This is a genomic window from Clostridium sp. NSJ-145 (assembly GCF_021044725.1).
Lineage (GTDB): Bacteria > Bacillota > Clostridia > Clostridiales > Clostridiaceae > Clostridium > Clostridium disporicum_B.
Genome location: NZ_JAJNOS010000022.1, coordinates 19985 through 42592, shown reverse-complemented (window position 1 = coordinate 42592; position 22608 = coordinate 19985). Strand labels below are relative to the sequence as shown.

General features: G+C 27.6%; 20 protein-coding genes and 2 pseudogenes. 20 read left to right on the top strand and 2 right to left on the bottom strand.

Annotated elements, in window-relative coordinates; all coding sequences use genetic code 11:
• Positions 1-328: 328 nt before the first annotated feature.
• Positions 329-472, bottom strand: a complete 144-nt coding sequence (locus LQE93_RS16955; RefSeq protein ID WP_442870541.1) for a helix-turn-helix domain-containing protein — start codon at positions 470-472, stop codon at positions 329-331.
• 1237 nt (positions 473-1709) lie between these two features.
• Here LQE93_RS16955 and LQE93_RS15410 point away from each other — a divergent pair.
• From LQE93_RS15410 to LQE93_RS15325, 18 genes and pseudogenes are all read left to right on the top strand, one after another.
• Positions 1710-1853, top strand: coding sequence for a hypothetical protein (locus LQE93_RS15410; RefSeq protein WP_231074338.1), 144 nt, complete (start codon positions 1710-1712; stop codon positions 1851-1853).
• 372 nt (positions 1854-2225) lie between these two features.
• A complete protein-coding gene (locus tag LQE93_RS15405) occupies positions 2226-2585 on the top strand; it encodes a hypothetical protein (protein WP_231074337.1) in 360 nt (119 codons plus the stop codon).
• A gap of 63 nt (positions 2586-2648) precedes the next feature.
• A complete protein-coding gene (locus tag LQE93_RS15400) occupies positions 2649-2804 on the top strand; it encodes a hypothetical protein (protein ID WP_231074335.1) in 156 nt (51 codons plus the stop codon).
• Between the two features lie 6 nt (positions 2805-2810).
• On the top strand, positions 2811-4400 hold the full coding sequence (locus LQE93_RS15395; protein ID WP_231074334.1) for a recombinase family protein: 1590 nt from the start codon (positions 2811-2813) through the stop codon (positions 4398-4400).
• Between the two features lie 141 nt (positions 4401-4541).
• Positions 4542-4709: a hypothetical protein gene (locus tag LQE93_RS15390; RefSeq protein WP_231074332.1), complete on the top strand. Its 168-nt coding sequence runs from the start codon at positions 4542-4544 to the stop codon at positions 4707-4709.
• A gap of 117 nt (positions 4710-4826) precedes the next feature.
• On the top strand, positions 4827-6446 hold the full coding sequence (locus LQE93_RS15385; protein WP_231074331.1) for a recombinase family protein: 1620 nt from the start codon (positions 4827-4829) through the stop codon (positions 6444-6446).
• A gap of 40 nt (positions 6447-6486) precedes the next feature.
• Positions 6487-6786: pseudogene (locus LQE93_RS15380) on the top strand (FAD-dependent oxidoreductase); the annotation flags it as partial.
• Between the two features lie 711 nt (positions 6787-7497).
• A pseudogene (locus LQE93_RS15375) lies at positions 7498-7743 on the top strand (MerR family transcriptional regulator); the annotation flags it as partial.
• Between the two features lie 49 nt (positions 7744-7792).
• Positions 7793-8629, top strand: a complete 837-nt coding sequence (locus LQE93_RS15370) for a MurR/RpiR family transcriptional regulator (RefSeq protein WP_231074330.1) — start codon at positions 7793-7795, stop codon at positions 8627-8629.
• Between the two features lie 117 nt (positions 8630-8746).
• Positions 8747-9208 carry a heme-binding protein gene (locus LQE93_RS15365; protein WP_231074329.1) on the top strand — a complete coding sequence of 154 codons (462 nt, stop codon included), beginning with the start codon at positions 8747-8749 and terminating at the stop codon, positions 9206-9208.
• Between the two features lies 1 nt (position 9209).
• Positions 9210-10184, top strand: coding sequence for a Gfo/Idh/MocA family protein (locus LQE93_RS15360; RefSeq protein ID WP_231074327.1), 975 nt, complete (start codon positions 9210-9212; stop codon positions 10182-10184).
• A 9-nt stretch (positions 10185-10193) separates the two neighbouring features.
• A complete protein-coding gene (locus LQE93_RS15355; protein ID WP_231074325.1) occupies positions 10194-11210 on the top strand; it encodes an oxidoreductase in 1017 nt (338 codons plus the stop codon).
• 500 nt (positions 11211-11710) lie between these two features.
• The gene (locus LQE93_RS15350) at positions 11711-12511 is read left to right on the top strand and encodes an MBL fold metallo-hydrolase (RefSeq protein WP_231074324.1); all 801 of its coding nucleotides are present in this window, start codon (positions 11711-11713) and stop codon (positions 12509-12511) included.
• Positions 12512-12596: 85 nt separating this feature from the next.
• Positions 12597-13856, top strand: a complete 1260-nt coding sequence (locus LQE93_RS15345) for an MFS transporter (RefSeq protein WP_231074322.1) — start codon at positions 12597-12599, stop codon at positions 13854-13856.
• Positions 13857-13972: 116 nt separating this feature from the next.
• Positions 13973-14551: a sugar O-acetyltransferase gene (locus tag LQE93_RS15340; RefSeq protein ID WP_084759026.1), complete on the top strand. Its 579-nt coding sequence runs from the start codon at positions 13973-13975 to the stop codon at positions 14549-14551.
• Positions 14552-14724: 173 nt separating this feature from the next.
• Positions 14725-15132, top strand: coding sequence for a MerR family transcriptional regulator (locus LQE93_RS15335; RefSeq protein WP_186838533.1), 408 nt, complete (start codon positions 14725-14727; stop codon positions 15130-15132).
• A gap of 271 nt (positions 15133-15403) precedes the next feature.
• Complete coding sequence (locus tag LQE93_RS15330; RefSeq protein WP_231074321.1) at positions 15404-16264, top strand: DUF3737 family protein; 861 nt, start codon at positions 15404-15406, stop codon at positions 16262-16264.
• Complete coding sequence (locus LQE93_RS15325; protein ID WP_186838531.1) at positions 16254-17426, top strand: MalY/PatB family protein; 1173 nt, start codon at positions 16254-16256, stop codon at positions 17424-17426. Before LQE93_RS15330 ends, LQE93_RS15325 begins: the two co-directional genes overlap by 11 nt.
• A gap of 137 nt (positions 17427-17563) precedes the next feature.
• Here LQE93_RS15325 and LQE93_RS15320 read toward each other — a convergent pair whose 3' ends face one another.
• A complete protein-coding gene (locus tag LQE93_RS15320) occupies positions 17564-18619 on the bottom strand; it encodes an AraC family transcriptional regulator (RefSeq protein WP_055266860.1) in 1056 nt (351 codons plus the stop codon).
• A gap of 225 nt (positions 18620-18844) precedes the next feature.
• Here LQE93_RS15320 and LQE93_RS15315 point away from each other — a divergent pair, with 225 nt between their 5' ends.
• Together LQE93_RS15315 and LQE93_RS15310 are read left to right on the top strand one after the other, a co-directional pair.
• Positions 18845-21175 carry a family 78 glycoside hydrolase catalytic domain gene (locus LQE93_RS15315; RefSeq protein ID WP_231074319.1) on the top strand — a complete coding sequence of 777 codons (2331 nt, stop codon included), beginning with the start codon at positions 18845-18847 and terminating at the stop codon, positions 21173-21175.
• 87 nt (positions 21176-21262) lie between these two features.
• Positions 21263-22570, top strand: a complete 1308-nt coding sequence (locus LQE93_RS15310; RefSeq protein ID WP_231074318.1) for a PTS sugar transporter subunit IIC — start codon at positions 21263-21265, stop codon at positions 22568-22570.
• Positions 22571-22608 lie beyond the last annotated feature (38 nt).

Sequence of the window (22608 nt, the reverse complement as noted above, 5' to 3'; positions counted from 1 at the left end):
CAAAATTCTAAAGTAAATAGATACAATAAAAATATAAAAAGAGATAAAGATCCTTGGTAATCCAAGGATCTTAGTTTGAAAAGATATGAAAAATATACGTAAAATATTTTACAGAACTCGGCTTATGGTTAAAATAACATTACTTAAGAGGAACCTTATAATAAAATAAGTATATTTAGTAAATTACTACAATAAAAAAATTAATTAGTTTAATTGATTTAATTTATAACGTTAAAAATACCTATATCAGAGTGTTCTGATATAGGTATTTCTGTTAGAAGATAATTCATTAATTAAAATCATTTTAAATATTAAGTATATAGAATAATTAATATTTAGAGTCATGAGTATTTATCCATTCAAGTAATTTAATTTCATTAACATACCATATTCTACCGATTCTATAAAAAGGAAAGCCTTTACTATGCAATAAGTTTTGCATAGTACTTTTTTCTATTCTTAAAAGTTGCATTGCTTCTGATTAGTATAAAACTTCAATTTCTTACATAAAAAATCCTCATAGTTATTTCTTAAATTTAAATTAATATAATCTTTTAAATAGATTATTAATAGGTATTAATTAAATTTTAGCAAGAAAACAACAGGATGAGATTTTTGCGAATTTTTATACTTAAAAAAGTATATTTTCTAATGGATACTAAATTGAAAATATAAAAAATAAAAGCTATTGTACTAGCTTTTAGAAGTATTTATTATCTAATTATTCCTAATTAAATACGTAGGACATTTCAAGGGATACCAGAGTATATCTCATACTATTTACTCAATTTTATTCCTTTGGATATAATTTGAGATTGTTATGAAGAGAGAGATAAAATTATTTTTGACTATCTAAAAACTCAAGTGCCTAATGAAGAAGAGAAAGAAGTTTTTATAAGTCAAAATTCACAAATAGAGACATCTTTTAATTATGAATAGATAGATGGGCAAGATATATATAGTTTATTGGGAAGATAGCTATGTTTACAACAATATTTTTATGTATAGAGTTAGCAGCATTATTCGTGAAAAATACCAATAAAATTTAGAGAGTATTTTATTATGTTCTAAATTTGGACGTAAGAAGTTAGATTTGGCTAAAATTAGAGCAGCAATGATAATTGTGGTGGTCACATATGTATTATCAATAATGGTATATGTAATTTGTAAATTATTTTTGTAGGCATAAGAGGGACAGTAGATAGATTTGTGTAATAACAATATATCTACTGTCTTTTTTTAAGAATCATAAAGATCAATTTACTGTAATAGTTTGTAAAACTGTAAAAGGTAAAGGAGTAGTAGTTTCGGAAGATATTGATACAACTATATTTGCTATAGGAATAATAGTTGATACAGCTATAGAGAAAAAGAAATTGGAGCAGTAGTTACTGCAGAAGAACACAGTATAATTGATGGACTAGGATTAGTTGTAGCTGAAAATTATCCAGTTCTAGTTTTAAGAGGTGAAATAAACGATACTTTTGGGAGAACTGCTAAGGTAGATGAATTATTAAAGATTATAACTTAACTTCAGAAGATGCAGTAAATAAAGTTAAAGAGGGAATAAATATAAAATTATAGAATGACAATTAATACCCAAAGGGGCTGTATAATTGAAAGGTAAGATAGAGAAATAAATGATGTTAACCCTATAAGAATACATAATTGCTTTAAAATTAAGAAAAATATATTGGTTGTTATTGCGAATGATAATATCAAAATTTTGGGAAGTTTCAACAGAAAAAGTTAATAAATTCATACGTTTTAATAATGAAACTTTTATAAACTTTTATATTAAGAGTTACAATAGCGCTGGAAGAGAATTTAAAGATACTGCAAGAAATATTTGAAGAATTTAAACATTATTTAGGTGGTATAGTCTTAAAGAATAATCTAAAATTGTTTAATAGGTAGATAATGAAAGATATGTTTAGTACATATGGACAAAAAATACTTATCAAAGCCTATTAGGACTATAGAAATATTATAAAAAGTTTAAATTTCATACAAAATAAAGCTTCAAAAAATTGAAGATTAAATGAAAATCTAAGTTAAATATGTTAATCTTATTTTGAGAAAGTTATAGAAGATAAAAAATATGAGGAGGAATGTTATGATAGTATTTTGAAATTAAATTTGGGTTTATAAGAGGTTTTTTAGCTATGGATAATAATTGAGCGACAGCGGCAGGGATGCCTCCAATAAATTGTGGAGGTTCTAATATGAAAAATATAAGCAAAAATAGATCGATAAGATTTTATGATGCTGATTACAACCAGTTTAAAGATGTAGTTAAGAGTGAAGGCATAACACAAGCAGAGTTTATGCATGTACTGTTAGGATATTTTGATAAATTTAAATTGGAAGAAAATAAAAACAATATTGTAGGTGAAGCTATTATAAAAAATATAGAGCTAAAAAATATTATTAAGGATAAAGATAAGGAAATAGAAATACGGGATGAAAAAATATCTATTCTGCTAAATGAACTTAAAAGCACAGTAGAGAAAGAATATAAATACCAACGTGAGAGTGACGAACTAAGAATAAAATTAGCTTTAAAGGAAGTTGAAAAGAGATAAAAAGGAATTTATCTTTAACGGTTATGGATGACCTAATAAATTAATTTGTTAGGAGACCATGTTATGATTAAAAAAATTAAGTTTGAAGTTTATGAAAATGAAGAAAAAGAAGTAGAGCTTGGCAAAACAGTATATAAGTTTATTGCAGAATCAATATTGGAGAAGTATATATCAGAAGTGTTGAAGAAAAATACTGAAGATATCATGTTGGAGGATTAGTACAAGATGCTTAAAGTAGAATTTAATTCAAATTTAGAAGAGTTATTTATTCTTATATATATTAGAAAAAGTAAGAAGCTAGAGTATGGTGTAACTTTCGAAACACAAGTAGATAGATGTAAGAGAGAAGCAAAAAAGTATTTTGGAGATAAAGCTGAAATAAAAATTTTTCCAGAGGAAAATAAGTCAGGTGATGATGCTACTAGACCAGAATACAATAAAATGAAGAATTTTATTAGAAATAATAAAAAGTGTATTGTTTATTCTTACGCAGAAAATAGATTAGTTAGAGATGTAGAAGAAGGCGTAGCGTTATCAAAATTCTTGAGAGCTAAAAAAGTGGATTTATATATTTATCAAAAAGGGAACCTTCACATAGATACACCCGAAGGATTAAGCTATTTTATAAGTAATTGTAATAATGCTGAAACTGAACTAAATGTAACTAAAAAAAATCAGGCTGAGAACGCATTTAGAAAAGCAGAGCTTTCAATTAAAACAGGTAGCCAAGCTCCATTCGGATATACAAATAATAGTCGAGAAATATTTATAAATGACTCGCTGAAAAAAGAATCATATTATTCTATTAATGAGATAGAGATATATAACGTTATTAGAATATATGAATTATATTTAAAGCATCAATCTATTTCTAAAGTAACTAAGATTTTACATGAAGATAATGTATGTGGAAAGTATGGAAATGATATATGTAAAACTACAGTAAGAAGTATATTAACGAACCCAGCTAACGTAAAAACTAATGAAAAGGTAGTTGATTACTTTTATGGACAAGGATTCGAAATTGGAGAAATAGAGTTTGGGAAAGGTGGCAACACCTACGGTAAAAAGTCAAAAGCAGAATTTTTGAATGAAGAATATAGAAAGAAGCATTTCTTTACATTGCATCATGATGGTGTTATTGAAGCTGATAAATGGTTAGAAGTTCAAAGAATTTTGAAGAATAACTTAAAGCTAGCACCTAAAAAAGGGAAGTCAAGAAAAAGTGCATTAGATAACTTGCTGAAATGTAGATGTGGAGCAGATATGAAAATAGCTTCTATTAAAGAGGAAAAGGTATATTATTGCTGCTCTGTAAAGTGTGGTAATAAAAATGTAAATGGGACAAACTTAGAAAAAATGCTTTTTGAGGATATAGTAAAAATTAATAAGAGTGTATTAATTCAAAATATGAGAAGTAATTATAGCAAAGTTTTAAAGAAAGTAAGTGTTGGTTATAAAAATCTAAATAAAGAAAAAAGTAATCTAGATACTCAATATAATAAATTAGTTGAGAAGCTCATTATTCTTGAATCAAATAATGAGGCTAGAGTAATTAGTTTAACTAGGGCAATAGATAAAAAGTATTTAAGAATTGTAAAAGTCAATGAGAAACTAGAATTAATAGATAAAATGATACCTAATATTAATAATAAAGTAGAAGAATATACTTTATCCTTAAATAATAAAAGTTTAAGAGATATATTATTTGAAGAAGCTGATTTAGATACACGAAAGAATATATTAAGAATGATAATTAAAGAGATGATTTGGGATTCTGATACCAAAACAGTTTATATAAAAAAGAATAAATAGATCTAAAGAGATTTCTGAGAATAAATATGTCAGAAATCTCTTTAGATTTTGATGTGAATTATTTGAGGGTAGGGCTAGTAACAAAATCATTATTAATTTCATAGGATAATTATAAGTATTAATTAATAAGGTGAATCTATTTTGAAGGACAATATTAAAGTCATTATAAATGAAGTAGAGGGGGAGTGTGTTACAGCAGAAGGATATAAAACAGTTGCAAGGGGATTACTAAATGTCTTTGGAAAGGATACATGTAAACTATTGGTTAATCAGTTTAATAAGAAAAGCAATAAGGATGAGAGTAAATGACATGATTCCAATATTTAAAACTTGTAAAATATTAAGGTGAAAGGTAATCTAGAAATTGTAATACACAAATACCTTACTAAATAATTTAAAATAATTATTAAGAAAGGTGAAATTAATATGAAAATAGCTATATATTCAAGAAAATCTAAATTTACGGGAAAAGGAGACTCTATAGGAAATCAAATTGATAGATGTAGGGATTACATTAATTTTATTTATTCTGAACAAAAAGATATAGAGATTATAATTTTTGAGGATGAGGGGTTCAGTGGCAAGAATACTGAAAGACCCGGATTTAAAAGGATGATGCACATGGTTAAAGGGAAAGAGTTAGATTCAGTTGTAGTATATCAGCTTAACAGGTTAGGTAGAAAAGTTAAAGATATATTAGAGACAATTGATATCTTTAAAGAATTTAATTGTGCTTTACATTCTGTAACTGAGAAGATAGATACGTCTAGTCCAATGGGAACTATGTTTCTAACCATTTTGGCTAGCATATCACAATTTGAAAGAGATGATATGATACAACGTATTACGGATAATATGTACATTTTGGCTAAAGATGGTCGCTGGCTTGGTGGACAAGAACCCTATGGATTTAAGCATATTAGAGAGTCATTTACAGATTCTCATGGAAAAACAAGATACTTTAGCTCACTTATAATTAAAGAAGATGAGATGGATATTGTATTGCAAATTTATAATTTATATTTAGAGATGCAATCTTTAAGCCAGGTTCATAAGTATTTGTTACAAAGGGGAGTTAGAGGTAAAAAAGGTGGATATATAAATAAATCTTCAATAAAAAGTATTCTTATAAATCCTAATTATGTTATGTGTAATGAGGATATTATAGAATATTTAGAAGAGGATGGATATATTGTAACAAATAATGAAGATGGAAAAGGAATTTTGACTTATTGTAAAAGGTCAAATGATAAGACAAGAAATAATCCTAAAATTGCATCTACATCTAAACATTCGGGGGTAATACAACCAGATCATTGGCTAAAGGTTCAAGAAATAATGAATATGAATAAGGATAAGAAACCAAATAGAGGTAATTCTACTGCTGGGCTTTTGAGTGGAATTTTAAGATGTTCTTGTGGAGCTGTTATGAATGTAACAAAATCAAGGCAACTTAATGATGGGACAAGACCTTATTATTATACTTGTAGTATGAAGATTAGTAGTGGAGGAGCTTTATGCAATAAAAAGAATATTAATGGGTCGTTGGTCGATAAAAGAGTCATTGAAGAAGTAGTCGGATATGATGCATCTAAAGTAATAAAAGAATTAGATAAAATACTTCAGAATGAGATATTTAAAGAAGATAATGAAAAATTAGAAGAAATATATGATAAGATAAAGCTTTTAAAGAATAAAAAGAATAATATGTTCATTCAACTTTCAAATCTAGATCCTGAAGTAGATAAAGAAATAATAGTTGAATATCAAGAAATAATAAGAAACATTAATACTGGGATTAATGAATTAAATGAAAAATTATCAGATATCGAACAGAGTTCTAATATGGTAATTAAAAGTGAAATAGATATAGAAGAAATCAAAAATAAGATACAAAATTTTAAAGATACCTTTGAAATATTAAAGCATGAAGATAAAAAGAAAGTGCTTAGGAAAATATTTGATAATATAGTTTGGGATAGCGACTGTAATACAATTAGTATTACATATACAAGTAAAAACCTAAATATGTTAGAAGAGTTATGAACTGTAATTAAAAGTGCTGACTGGACTAAAAATTTCGTAGTTTGGACATCATGCAGAAGCAATATGTACGGGATCACTAGCAGGTCATAATGCTGTAAGACTTATGTTAGGAATGCCACTATTAATATTACCAGCATCAATAGCAATAGGAGACTTAATTGGATATGCAAATGAAAAAGCAGCGACAAGAGAAGGAAGAATGAATAGATATACTTTTGCAGGAGCAGGATATTTAAAGAGGATGGAAGAGTTAGGTCTTTATACTACTGATATAAATGAAATTAATAATAGGATTAAGAAAGTTAATTTAGATAATATATTTGAGCAAAAACTTGTATAGATTTCAATTTAAGGAGCTGTTACATTAGTGTAACGGCTTTTAAGCTTAATTTTAAAATATAACTAATATATTTTATCTAATTAAAATGAGATTTAAAGATACAGAAGTTAAGGTAATGAATAAGTAATAAAAAGCAGATTTTATGGGGGAATAAAAGATATTGAAGAAAATAATTTGTACTTATATCTAGCAATAGGGAAGTACAAAGTTCTATTTTTATGAACCCTTATTAAATAATCAAATAATTAGATGAAAAAACAATGCGTATGCTTTTAGCTATGGTAGTTAATGTGGTGCTGGGGAATGAAAACAACCAGAAAAGAAACCAACAGAATGCAGTTCAGCATGTGGTTAATGTGATAAATAATTAAAGCTTATCATTTTGATAATTAGATATTATTGAGGGGATATATGAAGAAATAATAATATTTATATAAATGAAGCTTAATTTAAAATCTATTTAGGAATAGAGTGTTTAGATTAAATGGACAAAAATTTATAAGAATAAAAATTGTATGTCTAAGAAAAAGATTAGAAGATTGGCTTAATAGATTAAAGATAGCAATTGCTAAATATATTAAAAGTAAACTATAATTAAATGTAATAGTAAGTAAAGAATTAAAGATGTATATAAGATGAGTTTTAATTAATGCAGGAAGGAGAAGCTCTATAAATTATACAATAAAACAAGTGGCATAGAAGTTAGGAGTAAGTGTATCAAAATTAAGATATTACTATAAAGAAGGACTTATGCCATTTGTTGATAAAAGAGAAAACGAAACAAGAGTTTTTAAGGATGAGGATTTTGGAGGAATACAAATGATTTCATATATGAAAAGCTCTCGTATGCCAATTAAGGAAATTAAGAGGTTTATGGATATGTGTTTAGTAGGTGACGATACTTTAGAAGAGAGATTACAGGTCTTTTACTATCGTAAGAAAGCTGTAAATCAGTAAATAGATGAATTTAATAAGGTTAGAGCTGATATTTTAGGAGGAAAATGTAATGTCAATTATAGAAAGATTAAAATCTCAAGATGATTTAACTCCTGTTGAGTGTGAGCTAGTTAGATATATATTAGAAAATCAAGATAAAATAATAAATCTTAATATATCAGATTTAGCAGCAATAACTTTTACTTCTAATGCAACGATAGTACGACTTTGTCGTAAAATTGGATTAAGTGGATACAGACAATTTAAAGTTCAGTTTATTAAAGAAGTGGAAAAAAGGCGAAAAGAAAAGAGCGATGTTGATATAAATCATCCTTTTGGTGAAAAAGAAAGTGAAGAGGAGATAATTAAGAGAATAGCTGATTTATCTAAAGAGGCTATTGATACATGTTATGAATCAATAGATTCTTTAGCAATTTCAAAAGTAGCTAAATATATAATAAATGCTAATAGCACATATATATATGCAAATGGTGATTCTCTTATAAGTTCAATAGGTTTTGCAAATAGATTGAGTAAATTAAAAATAAATACTGTTATAGCAAATCAATATGGTGAGATTTCTACTAATACTTATAATGTTACAAGAGATGATGTAGCTTTGTTTGTATCATATTCAGGGAAAAATCTAATTCAAGATAGAGATATGAGGGTTTTAAAGAGAAGTGGATGTAAAATATTAATTATAACTGCCGATAAGAATATATCTGGATATGATGGAACTATAATATTTCCTAATAGAGAAGCAGTTGAAGGAAAAATAGCTACATATTATTCTCAAATAGCAATTAATTATATTTTAAATTGTATTTATGCTATTATTTTTGCTAGCGATTTTAGAAAAAATTATAATAAAAAATATAAAATAGAAAAGTCAGAACAAAAATAAAGTTCAGGTTTGTATTCTCTTAGAGTGCAAATTCTGAACTTTTTTTTCAGAATTCTAGGATTTATAGATATAGATATTTTAGTATGATAACATGAAGTTGAAAGGGGAGAAGTATACATGGATTATAAAGAATTACTTAAAGAGGATAGTGAGATTATATTAGATTCTTTTATGAATAAGGATGCATTTATTTTAGGAAAATACATAAGTGAAATTGCAATATCTAAAAATTATGCTGTTGCAATTAGAATAATTAAAAATAATAATATAGTTTTTGAGTATTTAAATGATAATTCATCGTTTAATAATTTTTATTGGATAGAAAAGAAAATTAATGTTGTGAAAAGATTTGATAAAAGTTCAGCACTAATTGCGTATAAACTTAAATCTGAAAATTTAACTTTTGATGAAAAATATGGTGATGCTAGAGAATATGCAGTAACTCCAGGTGCAGTACCTATAAGGGTTAAAAGTGTAGGGACGGTTGGAATAATATCAGTTTCAGGATTATCTTCAGAAGAGGATCATGGACTTATTATTAAAGGATTAAAATACTTATTATCAAGAGGAGATGAATAGTATGAAATTAGGCATTGTAGGTGCAGGAACTATAGTACCAGATTTCTTAAATGCAGCAAAAGAAATTCAAGATATAGAAGTAGTTAGTATATCAGGACAAGAATCAGATTTAAAAATAATGAAAAAGTTAGCAGAAGAAAATACTATAAATAATATTTACACAAGTTATAGTGATATGCTGAAAGATGAGATTGAAATAGTATATGTAGCTGTGCCTAATAGTCTTCATTACAAATTTGCAATGGAAGCATTAGAGTCAGGAAAAAATGTAATACTTGAAAAGCCATTTGTATCTTCATATAAAGAAGCTAAAGAATTAATAGGTTTTGCAAATGAGAAGAAACTATTTATTTTTGAGGCGATTTCAAATCAGTATTTACCAAATTATCTTAATATAAAAGATACATTAAAGGATCTTGGTGATATAAAAATAGTGCAATTAAATTATTCTCAATATTCAAGAAGGTATGATTTGTTCAAAGAAGGTAAAGTATTACCAGTATTTGATCCTAAGAAATCTGGAGGAGCTTTAATGGATCTTAATGTATATAATATTCATTTCATTTTAGGTCTTTTTGGAAAGCCAGATAAAATACAGTATATTGCAAATGTTGAAAGAAATATTGATACATCAGGAATACTTACATTAGAATATCCAACATTTAAATGTGTATCAATAGGTGCCAAGGATTGTAAAGCGCCTGTCACTATAAATATTCAAGGGGATAAAGGATTTATTCATAGTGATGAGCCAGCTAATGTATTTAATAATTTTATTAAAGGCAGTAATTTAGGTGAAATTAAACATTATAATCTTAATAGTAATAAAAATAGATTATTTTATGAAATTGAAGAATTTGCAAGAGTTATTAAAGAAAAAGATTATGAAGTAGTTGCGGAATATAATAATCATACATTAAATGTTATTGAAATATTAGACGAAGCTAGAAAGCAAGTTGGAATAGAGATAATTTAGGAGGTAATTATGTTAACAATAGGTTATATAGGTAATGGAAAAAGTACAAATAGATATCATCTCCCATTTGTATTACAAAGGGATAGTATCAAGGTGAAAACAATTTATCAAAGAAATCCTAAAAATGAATCATGGGATAGAATTGAAGGGGTAAAGTATACTTCTAATTTGAATGAAGTATTAAATGATGAAGAAATTCAATTAATAGTTGTATGTACTAGACATGATAGTCATTATGAATATGCGAAATTAGCTTTAGAACATAATAAACATTGTTTGGTTGAAAAACCTTTTATGGAAACATCAGAAGAAGCTAAAGAAATATTTAAACTAGCAAAGGAAAAAGGATTAATAGTACAAGCTTATCAAAATAGAAGATTTGACAGTGATTTTTTGACAGTACAAAAAGTTATTGAGAGTGGTAAGCTGGGAGATTTATTAGAAGTAGAAATGCATTATGACTACTATAGACCATATATACCAGAATCAGTTGATAACTTCATACCATCATCTTCATATTTATATGGACATGGGTGTCATACTTTAGATCAAGTTATAAGCTATTTTGGTAAACCTGATAATATTCATTATGATGTACGTCAGTTATTAGGTAAAGGTAGAATGAATGATTATTTTGACTTGGATTTATATTATGAAACATTAAAGGTATCGGTAAAATCAAGTTATTTTAGAGTGAAAGAAAGACCAAGTTTTGTTGTGTATGGCAAAAAAGGATGCTTTGTAAAACAGACTAAGGATAGACAAGAAGAACATTTAAAATTATTCTATATGCCTCATAATGAGGACTTTGGTATTGATTTACCAGAGCATTATGGTACTTTAACTTATTATGATAATGAGGGAGATTACCATGAAGAAAAGGTAAAATCGGAAAAAGGTGATTATGGTAGAGTCTACGATGATTTATATAATGCAATAATAAACGGTAAAGAAAAAACAATAACAGATGAGCAAACTTTATTACAAATGGAGATGCTAGAGCAAGGTATAAAAGATTTAAAATAGGAATATATACTTACGTTTATGTAGCTAGTTTACTAAAAGTTAATAGGAAAATCTGTAAGTTTATTATAAGCGCCGGTGTATTAATATCTAAAGCATCGGTGATTTTTTTATATTTTAATTATTGATTTACAGACAGATTTGTTAAGTGTTTATCAATAGGCCAGGTTAAAAAATAATCTTATACAAAATATAAATAGAGAGAAAGTTATGAAGAAATAAAAGGGTTTAATTTATCAATAATTATAGAATAACAGAAAAGTACATTGAGTATGAAGATGGTTGCTTTAATGTACAATTATTACATACTTACAATATACAATGCTTTTTAAGCATATATAGGTATTTAATATAAGTATTAGACATGGAATTTGTTTATGTTATTATATAATTAACAAATAAAATTATGGAAAAGAATCTAATTTTTTTTCAATAGCAAAAAGTATTTATAGAAGGGTAAAAAGTATTTTAAATAAGATTATAAAACTAAGGAGAGAAAATTTATGAATAAAACAATAAAACAAGCAGTAGCACCAAAAACAAAAGCTTTTGGTAAAGAAGCGTTTAATAAAAGTAAAGATACAGTTATCCGTTGGCTAGGTAACGCTGGTGTTATGATTAATAGTAGAGGAACTTGTATAATGATAGATCCTCTTTTAAAAGGATTCGATATGCCATTATTAATTGATATGCCTATAAGTGTTGAGGAGATATCTCATTTAGATGGAATATTAATAACACATTGTGATAATGATCATTTTAGTAGAGTAACCTGTAGAGAATTATCAGAGGTTTGTAATTCATATCATGGACCTCATTATGTTGCAGAGCTTATGAGAGAAGAAGGACTTAAAGGGATAGGACATAATATAGAAGAAACATTTAAAATTGGAGATATGGATATAACATTAACACCGGCAGATCACGCATGGCAAAATGAAAGTAGTAAATATAGCAAAATAAGAAAGTTTAACTTTGAAGATTATTGTGGATTTCGGATTGAAACAAAGGATGGAACTATATGGGCACCAGGAGATTCACGTCTTTTAGAAGAGCATCTTAATATGAAAAATCCAGATGTTATTATCTTTGATTTTTCTAATAATTCATGGCACATCGGTTTAGAGGATGCAATTAAACTTGCAAATGCCTATCCAGATGCAAAGCTTATACTTTCACACTGGGGAAGTATAGATGCACCTGAAATGGATGCATTTAATGCAGACCCAGCAGCTTTAATTGGAAAAGTTATTAATGAAGATAGAATTTATATAATGGCACCAGGAGAAGCTTTTAAATTGTAAATTAGGCTATGTTTTTAATCTATAGGTTAATATAAAATAGCTAATAGAAAAAGTATATAGAGGTATGAGTTTTAGGAGAGGTAATATGAATAATAAAAATAGAAGTATAAAACATTTAATCGTTTTAATAGTATGCTGTGGATTAGCAGCTAGTTCAATAGGAGTTTGTGTCAATTCAGCTGGAGTTTTTTATACGTCTGTATCTGAAAGTTTAGGTATAATGAGAGGAACTTTTTCAATGCATGGAACTATATCATTATTAGCAACAGCAGTTATATCATTATTTGTACCAGCAATTATGAAAAAGTATTCTTATAAAGTAATTCTAATATTTAGTGTATTAGTAGCAGGGGGTTCAACAATTTTAATGGCATTTTCTAAAGGAGTACTAGGCTTCTATATTTTAGGTGCTATTAGAGGAGTTAGTTCAGGTTTGTTTGCTATAGTTCCTATTACAATGATTATTAATAAGTGGTTTTATAAAAATCATGGTTTAGCTACAAGTATTGTATTAAGCTTTAGTGGAATAGCAGGGGCAGTGTGTTCACCTATATTTACTAAGTGTATACAGAGTTTTGGATGGGAAATAGCTTATATAATAATGGGAATAAGTATAATTGTATTATGTATTCCAGCAGTAATATATCCATTTTCTATTGATCCTGAAGAGATAGGGTTGTTAGCATATGGATATAATGCAAAGGAAAAGCAAATTATAGATGAAGTTACGAAAAGTGAGAATAATTTTAATTTCTTTAATGTAAGCTTTGTGTGTTTCTTTGTATTTGCTATATTACACACAGCGATATCAGGTATAACGCAACATTTACCAGGGTTTGCAGAAACTCTAAATTATAGTGCAACTATTGGAGCAATGATGTTATCAGCAGGTATGGTTGGAAATATTTTATCAAAGCTTGTAATTGGATTTATAAGTGATAAACTAGGTCCAGTTAAGGCAACTATTATTATGATAGCTATAAATATTATATCAATTGTTATATTATTGCTTGCACCATCATCAACAGTACTATTAATTGGATCATTTTTATTTGGCTCGGTTTATTCAGTTGGCGCAGTTGGTTTTGCTTTATTAACAAAGCATTTCTTTGGGGTGGAGAATTACTCAACTGTTTATCCAATTATTTCATTTGCTACTAATTTTGGAGGAGCATTTGCATTGTCTTTAGTAGGATATATTTATGATTTTACTGGGTCTTATGTGTATGCATTTATTATTGCTTTAACTATTAATGTCGCTAATTTAATTTTATTATATATAGTAGTAAAAAGTTATTTAGTTGCAAAAAAATTAAAGCTTGAAAATGCTGTAGTTAATTTATAGAAAAAATATTAGATAAAAAATGAAAAATTATAAAAATATATTGCAGGTAAAGTTAACTTTAGGGATATAATAACATTGAAATTAATTTATTGCTTATGATGAATTTAGGAGGAAATATGAGTAAGGACTTATTAAAAAGATTAGAGACTATGGAATTTATATCACATAAAGATGCAATATTTACTGAAATTAATGCAATTTTAGAAGAAACATTAAAATTAACAAATGAATTAAACTTAGGGTATAAAGCTCCAGAGGAAGTAAGAGAGATTTTAGCAAAGATAACAGATAGTGAAATTGATAATTCTGTACAAGTTTTAACACCTTTTAATACTGACTTTGGAAGAAATATAAAGATTGGTAAGGATGTATTTATTAATAAATCTTGTATGTTTGTTGATTTAGGTGGTATCACCTTAGAGGATAATGTATTAGTTGGACCAGAGGTAAAAATATTATCAGTTAACCATCCTATAGAACCACAAAATAGACGTGGTGTAATTATAAAAAGTGTAAAAATTAAGCGTAATGCTTGGATTGGAGCTGGAGCAATAATTTGTCCAGGGGTAACAGTTGGAGAAAATTCTGTTATTGGAGCAGGTTCAGTTGTCACTAAAGATGTACCAGATAACTGTGTATATGCAGGAGTACCAGCAAAATTTATTAAAAATATAGAAGTAGAGTCGGAAATTTAAATATCATATAGTCTTGACATAAAGTTAACTTTATCTTGTATGATATATACAAATGAAACGAAATACCTTCTCCTTAACGTCAAATGTGAAACTTTTAAGTTTTAAATGTAAAATTTACAATTACAAGTTAAGTAGAGAAAGGTATAATTATCACTGAAAAAGGAGTTTTTTATATGACATATACCATAAAAGAAGTGGCAGAAAAAATGGGAGTATCAGTTCCGACATTAAGATATTACGATAAAGAAGGACTTATGCCTTTTATTGAAAAAAAAGAAAATGGAACTAGAGTATTTAAAGATGAAGATTTTAAAGGGTTAGAAATAATATCATGTATGAAAAGGTCTGGTATGCCAATAAAAGATATAAAGAGATATATGGATATGTGTATGGAAGGTGATAGTACTTTACAAGCAAGGTTAGAAGTTTTTCATGAACGAGAAAAAATTGTAAAGCAACAAATAGAAGAGTTAAATAATATTATGGAACTTATTAAGCATAAAATTTGGTACTACGAAACAGCAATTGAGGCTGGAAGTGAATCAATTCATAAGGATAATAAAGATTTAAGCAGTAAATAACTATTTGATAAATTATATATGAATACAGAAGTATTTAATAAATATTATTGATAGATATTTATTGAAAAAAATGAAAACACTAGGATAATTCCTGGTGTTTTTCCTTAGTAAATAATATATAAAAATATTTTAAAAAAATATCTTGAGTGAAAGTTAACTTTAGGCCTTATAATAACAAGGTATTTGAGCACAGATATAATTAGTAAGAGTTTCTTTTAAGATATAGCTAAGATATTAAAAAGAAGTGTTGTAAAAGAGAGGATTGAGAGTTATGAAATTAATTAATGAAGAGCTATTAACAGGTGAACGAGCACTTTTTAAAAGTAGAAATTTAGATATAGTAAATTCAAATTTTTTTGATGGAGAATCGCCTTTAAAAGAGAGTAGCGATATTAATATTAAAAGTTGTGTTTTTGAATGGAAATATCCTTTATGGTATTGCCAAAATATTAATGTTGAAAATACTACATTTTTAGAAACGGCAAGATCAGGGATTTGGTATACAGATAATATTAATATTAAAGATAGTACAATTGATGCACCTAAAACATTTAGAAAATCTAGAAATATTACATTAGAAAATGTAACTATGCCTAATGCTTTAGAGACATTGTGGAATTGTAATAATATTGAGATTAATAAGGTAAGTGCAAAAGGTGATTACTTTGGAATAAATAGTAAAGATATAGACATTAGAGATTTAAATTTATCAGGTAATTATGCTTTTGATGGAGGTAAAAATATAAAAGTTTACGACTCTAAAATAATTTCAAAGGATGCATTTTGGAACTGTGAAAATGTTACAGTTTATAATTCTACAATAATTGGAGAATATTTAGGGTGGAATTCAAAAAACTTAACTTTTATTAATTGCTTTATTAAAAGTGAACAAGGGTTATGCTATGTTGAAAATCTAGTAATTAAAAATTCGAAATTTATAAAGACGGATCTTGCTTTCGAATATTCAACTATTGATGTTGAAAGTTCAACTTCAATTGAAAGTGTAAAGAATCCTATAAAGGGTAAAATCAAAGCAAAATCAATTGATGAAGTAATTATGGATGATATTGATATAGATGAATTAAATACAAAGATTTTTATTGAAGAGGGGTATGGAGTAGATGGAGTATAATTTTTCTAAATTAACAAATAGATTTAATACTAATTCATTAAAATGGGATGTTAAAGAAAATGAATTGCCAATGTGGGTGGCAGATATGGATTTTGAAACAGCTCCTGAGATAATTGAAGCTATTTCTAATAAGGTTAAGTTAGGTATATTCGGCTATACAGTCATTCCAGAAGAGTATTATTTATCAATAAGCAACTGGTGGGAGAAGAGGCATAACTTTAAAATAGAGAAGGAATGGATATTATTCTGTACAGGAGTTGTTCCAGCTATATCTTCAATAGTAAGAAAAATAACATCTGTAGGAGATAATGTAGTTGTACAAGCACCTGTATATAATATTTTTTATAATTCAATAGTTAATAATGATAGAAAGATACTTTCTAGTGACTTATGTTATGATGGTAGCAATTATTATATTGATTTTGATGATTTAGAAAGAAAGCTTTCAGATAATAAAACAACATTAATGATTCTTTGTAATCCTCATAATCCTATAGGAAAGGTTTGGGATAGAGAAACTCTTGAAAGAATAGGTAATTTAGCATTAAAGCATAATGTAACTGTACTTTCAGATGAAATTCATTGTGATTTAACTTATGGCAATAAAGAGTATATTCCATTTGCATCAGTTTCTAAAGAAATTGCTCAAAATAGCATAACATGTATAGCTCCTACAAAGACCTTTAATATAGCAGGGTTACAAACAGCAAGTATTGTCATTCCAAATGAAGAGCTAAGAAAGAAAGTGAATAGAGGAATAAATACAGATGAAGTTGCAGAACCTAATGCCTTTGCAATGGAGGCTACAATAGCAGCATTTACAAAAGGAGAGCCTTGGCTAAATGGCCTAATTGAATATTTATCAGAAAACAAGAGTGTAGTACTTGAGTTTATTAATGAAAAACTACCAGAGCTTAAGGTTGTTAAATCTGATGCAACATATTTATTATGGATTGATTGTAGCAAAGTAACAGAAGATAGTGCAGAATTGTGCAAATATATAAGAAGCAATACAGGATTATATGTATCTAATGGATATGTTTATGGTGGAAATGGTAAAACATTTATGCGTATGAATATAGCATGCCCAAGAATCAGATTAGAAGACGGATTATCAAGACTTGAAGCTGGAATTAAGAGTTATATTGAAAATAAAAGATAAGTAATTTTATGTAAGAAAAACCAATATAACCAAGTTTAATTTTAAGAAGTTAGATATAAGATAAATAATCTAATAGAAATATAATAAATGCATGACTTAATTTATTTAGTCATGCATTTATTCATGTAATATGTAGCTTATTTTGGATAAATATATTTGTTTCTATACTCTACAGGAGTCATATTATATTGTTTTTTAAATACACGATAAAAATGACTAGTATTAGAATAACCAACAATATCGATTATATTATTTATAGATATATCGGCGTTTCTAAGTAGTTCACAGGCTTTTTGAGTTTTTATATCTTGAATTATATTTATAAAGCTTTTCCCTATATAATCCTTTAAAATACGAGACATTTGACGTTCGCTATAGTTGAAATATACTGATAAATCTTTAAGTGTTATTGATTTATAATTACTTGAAATATAATTCATTATATTAACAATATTTGTATCAAGTGTATTACCTAGAGGATTAGGAACAATTACTGTTTCTTCATAGCTTCTAAGTAAAGTTATAAATAACTTAGTTGTTAGTGTGTTTAACATACGTTCAGAATAACTTAAAGATAAGTTAAATTCGGAGTGCATCTCTAATATTAAAGATTGAATAATTATATCATTTCCAGTTGGAAATAATAAGTATGATTCAGAAGTGGGTGAATATAGTGCTCTAGAGAAGAAGGATGATAGGATATCCTTATTTCTAAGTGTACCAAAAAATGCACTTTCAAAGGTACTTGCTTTAATTAGTAAATTAAATACTATAGAGTCATCATTAAAAACGCTTATAGCATGAGAAGTACCAGGAGCTAAAATACAAAGATCACCTTTTTTCATATTGATTGATTGGTCAGAAATCTCATTTATACAACTGCCGTTTGCAACATAGATAACTTCAAAAAAGCTATGTGTATGAATAAAACAAGGACTGTAACGAAGATGTTTGCTAACCAATACATCATAAGGAGCAGGTATAATATTTTCTTCCATAAACTCTCTTGATGGATCATAAGAAGAATCAGAGCCACCTTTTTTACAATTACATAAACTATCTAATAAAGAAGATACATGTTTTACTGTTTTAGCTTTATCTAATGTAAATTCTGGATTGTTAATAAATATGTTTTTATACATCATTTCAGATGATGATAGAGATAGATATGTATCTAAATTTAAAAAGTTCATTTTAAGTTTCCCCCAAATAAAATAACTTTACATAATAATATTATATAACGATTACAATACATAAGCTATATGAAAGTATAAAATGTCAGAAATGGACTATAAGTAATGGCATTTATAAGCATAGTAGAGAGTGAGAAACTATAATATCATAAGAATATAGCTATGATAAATGATTAAACATCGATGTGTAAACAATTACTCAATATTAAGACTAGGAGGAAGTAGATGTCGACAGAGAGAATCAACTTGGAGGGACAGTGGATTTCTAAGTTTCCTAAAGAGTATAACTATGATGCATCAGATTATTATGATGACAATCCAAATACTTTAATAAGAAAAGAATTCAACATAAAAAAAACAAATAGTAACTATTACTTAAATGTAGGTTGTCTTGGATATTATATAGCTTATATCAATGGTAAGAGAGTTGGAGATTATGAACTTAACTCTGATTGGACTCAATATGATAAAACTATATATTACGACACCTATGAAGTAAGTGAATTATTAACTGATGGCAAAAATGTAATTTCATTTGAACTAGGCAATGGTATGTATAATCCAGCACCTTTAAGATTGTTTGGAAAATATAATTTAAGAGAACGATTAAGATTAATAGGTGAGCCTTGTTTAATTGCAAGTATTCATGAGAATGAGATATGTATATTAAAAACAGATAAGTCATGGAAAGTAAGTGATGGCCCTCTACTATTTAATAATTTATATATTGGTGAGAGATTTGATGCTAGACAAGCTCAAGATCATTGGAAGCTAATAGGATTTGATGATCTTAATTGGAAAGAAGCAATTATAGATAATAATAAAAAAGGTAAATTAGTTAAAAGTAAAATTCCTAAGGTAAAGAGGAAAAAAATCCTTGAACCAATATCTATAAATATTAATAGTAAAGGAAATTTAATTATTGATTTTGGAGAGACCTTATCAGCTGTAATTAATATTTCATTTTTAGGAGTTAAAGATAAAAGCGTTAAGCTAGTTTATGCTGAAAATATTAATGAAGATAATACTGTTAATTGTGATTCTTCTTTAGCAGGAAATGTTGGAGTAGTACTTGAAGGCGTAAGCATTAGGTTTGATGGAGGACCTGGAGCTCCAGAGCAGGCAATGCAAGTAGATGAAATTATATCTAAGGATGGAGAAAATCATTATACAAACAAGTTTACTTACCATTCATTTAGATATGTTGAAGTTTCAGGATTAAAGAAAGATGATTTAAAGAGTATAACAGCAACTTACGTTTATACAGATGTAGATGTAGTTGGTAAATTAGAAACAGATAATAGTTGGATTAATAAATTATATGATTTAGCTTTAAAGACTAAGTTAAATAATATTCATTCAGTTTTTGAAGATTGTGCAAGAGAACGTTTAGGTTATGGGGGAGATATAGTTGCATTAGCTACATCAAGTCTTTTTATGTTTGATTTAGATAAAATGTATGAAAAAACAGTTATAGATTTTAGACAAGATCAAACTAAAAAAGGGGGAGTACCTGAAACAGCTCCGTATATGGGGATTCAAACTAACGGTACAGGTGAAGGTGAGGGGCCTATATTATGGCAATTAGCTTATCCGTATCTAGTATATAAACATTATCAATATTACGGAGATAAAGAGTTAATATTAGATGAATATGAATATTTAAGAAAACAAATGTTGTATTTGAAGTCAATAGGAATTGAAGAATTACAAGATAAGTGCTTAGGAGACCATGGCAGTAGTGATACTAAGGTTAGCTTCAAAGTTGGAACTCCAGATAAGAAATTCTTAGCATGTTGTGCATATTATTTATTCCTACAGTATAACAGATATTTTGCTATGTTAGTAGAGGATATGATTTATAAAGAATATGAAGAAGAGTTAGTAAAGGTAAAAGCATTTATTGATGATAACTTTAAAAATGATGATGGAACATACGGCAATAAATCTCAAAGTAGCTTTGCATTTGCAATTTTTACCCATATTTCTGATGAACCAGAAAAGCTATGTAAAATGTATGTAGATAAAATAAAAGAAGATAATGGGTATTTACGTTCAGGTATTTTTGGAATGATGATGACTTTTGAAGTATTAAATAAATATGGATATGATGAGGTTATTGAAGAATGGTTGTTTAAAGATGAATATCCGAGTATAGGAAATATGATTAAAGAGGGAAAAACAGCTCTATCAGAACAATTTGATATGAAGAATTGCTCTCATAATCATGCAATGTTTTCAAGTTATGCTCAATGGTTTTATCAAGGATTAGCTGGAATAAGAGTTAATGATGAAGCTATAAAAGCTAATAAAATTACTTTAAAACCATATTTCTCAAAAAAAGTAAATCAAGTTGAATGTACCTTTAAAACATTATCAGGAGAGATAAGTAGTAATTGGAAAGTAGAAAATGGACAAGTAATATGGAAGTTTAATATTCCAGGAGATATTGAGAAGTTTGATGTTATACTTTCAAGTGATTATTCAGTTATAGAAACAAACTATAACGGGAAAAGAAGAGAAAATGGTCAGTATTATATGATAATAAAGCTTTAATTTAAACTTAATTAAAAAATGTAGATATTAAAGAGAGAAAGTTTTGATAAAAGTATTGAAGTCAAAAGTATGAGAGGAGAATTTAATATGAAAGAAAAAGTTGGGGGATTCGGAAATTTTATAGAGAGTAAGTTACTTCCAGTAGCTGATAAGTTTAGTAGACAAAGACATTTAACTGCATTAAGAGATGGTATGTTAGCATATCTTCCATTTACAATTATTTCATCAATATTCTTGATAATAGAATTTTTACCTATTCCGGGGTATTCAGAATTTATGACTAATTTATTTAATGATGGAGGAGCTTGGGTAGGAAAGCTTGTATATGTAACAAATTCCACTAATGATGTTGCAGGTTTCTTCGTGTTATTTGCCACTGCGTACAGCTTAGCTAAGTCATATAATGTTGACAAGCTACAAGCATCATTAACAGCATTAGCAGCATTTTTAGTAGTTACACCTTATATTTCAGGTGATGCTGGAACTGCAATTCCTATGGTTAAAGTAGGAGCACAAGCTATGTTCGTTGCATTTATAGTTGCAATGGTTTCTGTAGAGATATATAGAAGAATGGAACAAAAGGGAATAGTTATAAAGATGCCAGATGCGGTACCACCTGCAGTTGCAAAGCCATTTGCTTCTTTAGTACCAGCATTTGTTACAATCTTAGTTTTCTGGATTGTAAGAGTTATTTTTGATGTAGCACTTAATTCAGATTTATTTACTACTATTAATTTAATTATTGGAAAACCTTTATTATTATTAGGTGGAAGTTTAGGTGGATTTGTTTTTGCATTATTATTCGAGCAGTTCTTATGGTTCTTTGGTATTCATGGTGGATCAATAGTTTCATCTGGAGCTATGAATCCTATCTGGACTATGTTAGAAGATGCCAATAGAGTAGCATCTATTGCAGGTGAAGCACCAGTAAATATTATAGGTTCAAGCTTTAGAACAGCTTTTGCAAGTATAGGTGTTGTTGGATGTGTAATTGCAATGGTTATAGTAGCAAAAAGTAAGCAATACAAAGAAGTTGGAAAAGTTGGTCTTGTACCATACTGCTTTAATATAGGTGAACCAGTTTTATTTGGGGTACCACTAATGTTAAACCCAATATACTTTATACCACTAGTAATAACACCAGCAGTATCATCACTAATAGCATATGCAGCACTAGCATTTAAATTAGTACCTATTCCAACAGGATTAGCACAATTACCTTGGACAACTCCACCAATAATAAGTGGATATCTAGTTACTGGAAGTATTTCAGGTTCTATTTTACAAATTGTATTATTAGTTGTAGCAACACTCATTTGGTTACCTTTCGTAAAGATTGCAGATAAACAAATTTATGTAGAAGAACAAAAAAGAGAAATGGAAATGAGTAAATAGATAATAATTATATGGTAAAAAGTTTAGGGTAGGAGAAT

Bases quoted from the DNA above. Each gene is read 5' to 3' on its own strand.
- LQE93_RS15370 (WP_231074330.1), top strand. From the start codon at position 7,793: ATGTCAATTATAGAAAGATTAAAATCTCAAGATGATTTAACTCCTGTT.
- LQE93_RS15315 (WP_231074319.1), top strand. From the start codon at position 18,845: ATGTCGACAGAGAGAATCAACTTGGAGGGACAGTGGATTTCTAAGTTT.
- LQE93_RS15400 (WP_231074335.1), top strand. From the start codon at position 2,649: ATGATTAAAAAAATTAAGTTTGAAGTTTATGAAAATGAAGAAAAAGAA.
- LQE93_RS15385 (WP_231074331.1), top strand. From the start codon at position 4,827: ATGAAAATAGCTATATATTCAAGAAAATCTAAATTTACGGGAAAAGGA.
- LQE93_RS15360 (WP_231074327.1), top strand. From the start codon at position 9,210: ATGAAATTAGGCATTGTAGGTGCAGGAACTATAGTACCAGATTTCTTA.
- LQE93_RS15350 (WP_231074324.1), top strand. From the start codon at position 11,711: ATGAATAAAACAATAAAACAAGCAGTAGCACCAAAAACAAAAGCTTTT.
- LQE93_RS15310 (WP_231074318.1), top strand. From the start codon at position 21,263: ATGAAAGAAAAAGTTGGGGGATTCGGAAATTTTATAGAGAGTAAGTTA.
- LQE93_RS15335 (WP_186838533.1), top strand. From the start codon at position 14,725: ATGACATATACCATAAAAGAAGTGGCAGAAAAAATGGGAGTATCAGTT.
- LQE93_RS15365 (WP_231074329.1), top strand. From the start codon at position 8,747: ATGGATTATAAAGAATTACTTAAAGAGGATAGTGAGATTATATTAGAT.
- LQE93_RS15395 (WP_231074334.1), top strand. From the start codon at position 2,811: ATGCTTAAAGTAGAATTTAATTCAAATTTAGAAGAGTTATTTATTCTT.
- LQE93_RS15320 (WP_055266860.1), bottom strand. From the start codon at position 18,619: ATGAACTTTTTAAATTTAGATACATATCTATCTCTATCATCATCTGAA.
- LQE93_RS15355 (WP_231074325.1), top strand. From the start codon at position 10,194: ATGTTAACAATAGGTTATATAGGTAATGGAAAAAGTACAAATAGATAT.
- LQE93_RS15410 (WP_231074338.1), top strand. From the start codon at position 1,710: ATGATAATATCAAAATTTTGGGAAGTTTCAACAGAAAAAGTTAATAAA.
- LQE93_RS15340 (WP_084759026.1), top strand. From the start codon at position 13,973: ATGAGTAAGGACTTATTAAAAAGATTAGAGACTATGGAATTTATATCA.
- LQE93_RS15330 (WP_231074321.1), top strand. From the start codon at position 15,404: ATGAAATTAATTAATGAAGAGCTATTAACAGGTGAACGAGCACTTTTT.
- LQE93_RS15345 (WP_231074322.1), top strand. From the start codon at position 12,597: ATGAATAATAAAAATAGAAGTATAAAACATTTAATCGTTTTAATAGTA.
- LQE93_RS15405 (WP_231074337.1), top strand. From the start codon at position 2,226: ATGAAAAATATAAGCAAAAATAGATCGATAAGATTTTATGATGCTGAT.
- LQE93_RS15325 (WP_186838531.1), top strand. From the start codon at position 16,254: ATGGAGTATAATTTTTCTAAATTAACAAATAGATTTAATACTAATTCA.
- LQE93_RS16955 (WP_442870541.1), bottom strand. From the start codon at position 472: ATGCAACTTTTAAGAATAGAAAAAAGTACTATGCAAAACTTATTGCAT.